This window comes from Rhizobacter sp. P1_G5 (assembly GCF_056405435.1).
The window spans coordinates 1-2,295 of sequence record NZ_JBFUCB010000806.1 but is presented as its reverse complement, the minus strand read 5'-3'; the positions used below and the strand labels follow the sequence as shown (position 1 = coordinate 2,295).

Here is a 2,295-nt window from a genome sequence, read left to right as displayed (position 1 = left end):
CGCCGGTGCCGCCGTCATGCCCGGCGATCACGATGTGGTCGGCCTTCGCCTTGGCCACGCCGGTCGCGATGGTGCCGACACCGACCTCGGACACCAGCTTCACGCTGATGCTCGCACGCTGGTTCGCGTTCTTCAGGTCGTGGATCAGCTGCGCCAGGTCTTCGATCGAGTAGATGTCGTGGTGCGGCGGCGGCGAGATCAGCCCGACGCCCGGCACCGAGTAACGCAGGAAACCGATGTAGTCGGTGACCTTGCCGCCCGGCAACTGGCCGCCCTCGCCCGGCTTCGCGCCCTGGGCCATCTTGATCTGGATCTGGTCGGCCGACGACAGGTACTCGGCGGTGACGCCGAAACGCCCCGACGCCACCTGCTTGATCTTCGAGCGCAGCGAGTCGCCCTCCTGCAGCTCGTAGTCGGCCTCGATGACCTTGTTCGCGATCACGTCGCTGACCTTGGTGCCGGCGCTGATCCGGATGCCCTTCAGCTCGTTGCGGTAGCGGGCCGGGTCTTCGCCGCCCTCGCCGGTGTTCGACTTGCCGCCGATGCGGTTCATCGCGACGGCCAGCGTCGCATGCGCCTCGGTGGAGATCGAGCCGAGCGACATCGCGCCGGTCGCGAAGCGCTTGACGATCTCGGCCGCGGGCTCGACCTCGTCGAGCGGGATCGCCTTGGCCGGGTCGACCTTGAACTCGAACAGCCCGCGCAGCGTCATGTGGCGGCGCGACTGGTCGTTCACCAGCTGGGCGTATTCCTTGTAGGTGTCGAACTTGTTCGCGCGCGCGCTGTGCTGCAGCTTCGCGATCACATCCGGCGTCCACATGTGCTCCTCGCCGCGCACGCGCCAGGCGTACTCGCCGCCGGCATCGAGCATGTTCTCGAGCACCGGGTCGTCGCCGAAGGCCGCGCGGTGCATGCGGATCGCCTCTTCGGCAACCTCGAACACGCCGATGCCGCCGACCTGGCTCGCGGTGCCGCGGAAGTACTTGTCGATCAGCGCCTTGTCGAGGCCGATCGCCTCGAAGATCTGCGCGCCGCAATACGACATGTAGGTCGAGATGCCCATCTTGGACATGATCTTCGACAGCCCCTTGCCGATCGCCTTCACGTAGTTGTAGATCGCCTTGTCGGCCGACAGCTCGCCCGGCAGCTCCTTGTGCAGGCCGATCAGCGTCTCCATCGCGAGGTACGGGTGCACCGCCTCGGCGCCATAGCCGGCCAGCACCGCGAAGTGATGCACCTCGCGCGCCGAGCCGGTCTCGACGACCAGGCCGGCCGTCGTGCGCAGGCCCTCGCGCACCAGGTGCTGGTGGATCGCCGACAGCGCGAGCAGCGCGGGGATCGCGACGTTGCCGCGGTTCATCGCGCGGTCGCTGATGATCAGGATGTTGTGGCCGCTCTTCAGCGCATCGACGCTCTCGGCGCACAGCGAGGCGAGCTTGGCTTCGACGCCTTCGTCACCCCACGCGAGCGGGTAGGTGATGTCGATCACATGGCTCTTGAACTTGCCATGCGTGTGCTTCTCGATCTCGATCAGCCGCTCCATGTCGGCGAAGTCGAGGATCGGCTGCGACACCTCGAGCCGCATCGGCGGGTTCACCGCGTTGATGTCGAGCAGGTTCGGCTTCGGGCCGATGAACGACACCAGCGACATCACGACCGCCTCGCGGATCGGATCGATCGGCGGGTTCGTGACCTGCGCGAACAGCTGCTTGAAGTAGTTGTACAGCGGCTTGTTCTTGTCCGACAGCACCGCGAGCGGCGAGTCGTTGCCCATCGAGCCGGTGCCTTCCTCGCCGGCCTGCGCCATCGGGCTCAGCAGGAACTTGATGTCCTCCTGCGTGTAGCCGAAGGCCTGCTGGCGGTCGAGCAGCGATTCGCCGAACTCGCGCGGCTCGCCGGTCAGCTCGATCGAGTCGAGGCGGATGCGCACGTTCTCGATCCACTGCCGGTAGGGCTTGGCGAGTGCGAACTGGTTCTTCAGTTCCTCGTCGTCGATGATGCGGCCCTGGTCGAAGTCGATCAGGAACATCTTGCCGGGCTGCAGCCGCCACTTCTTGACGATCTTGTTCTCCGGGATCATCGGCAGCACGCCGGATTCGGAGGCCATCACGACCAGGTCGTCGTCGGTCACGATGTAGCGCGACGGGCGCAGGCCGTTGCGGTCSAGCGTGGCGCCGATCTGGCGGCCGTCGGTGAACACCATCGAGGCGGGGCCGTCCCACGGCTCCATCATCGCCGCGTGGTACTCGTAGAACGCGCGGCGGCGCTCGTCCATCGTCGCGTGCTGCTCCCAGG

The 2,295-nt window shown here is 66.6% G+C and carries 1 protein-coding gene; it reads right to left on the bottom strand.

Going from position 1 to position 2,295, the window contains the following annotated elements; all coding sequences use genetic code 11:
• Window positions 1–2,295: glutamate synthase central domain-containing protein (locus tag AC1D12_RS31325; protein ID WP_477845087.1), on the bottom strand; the 2,295-nt coding region annotated here is incomplete at both ends.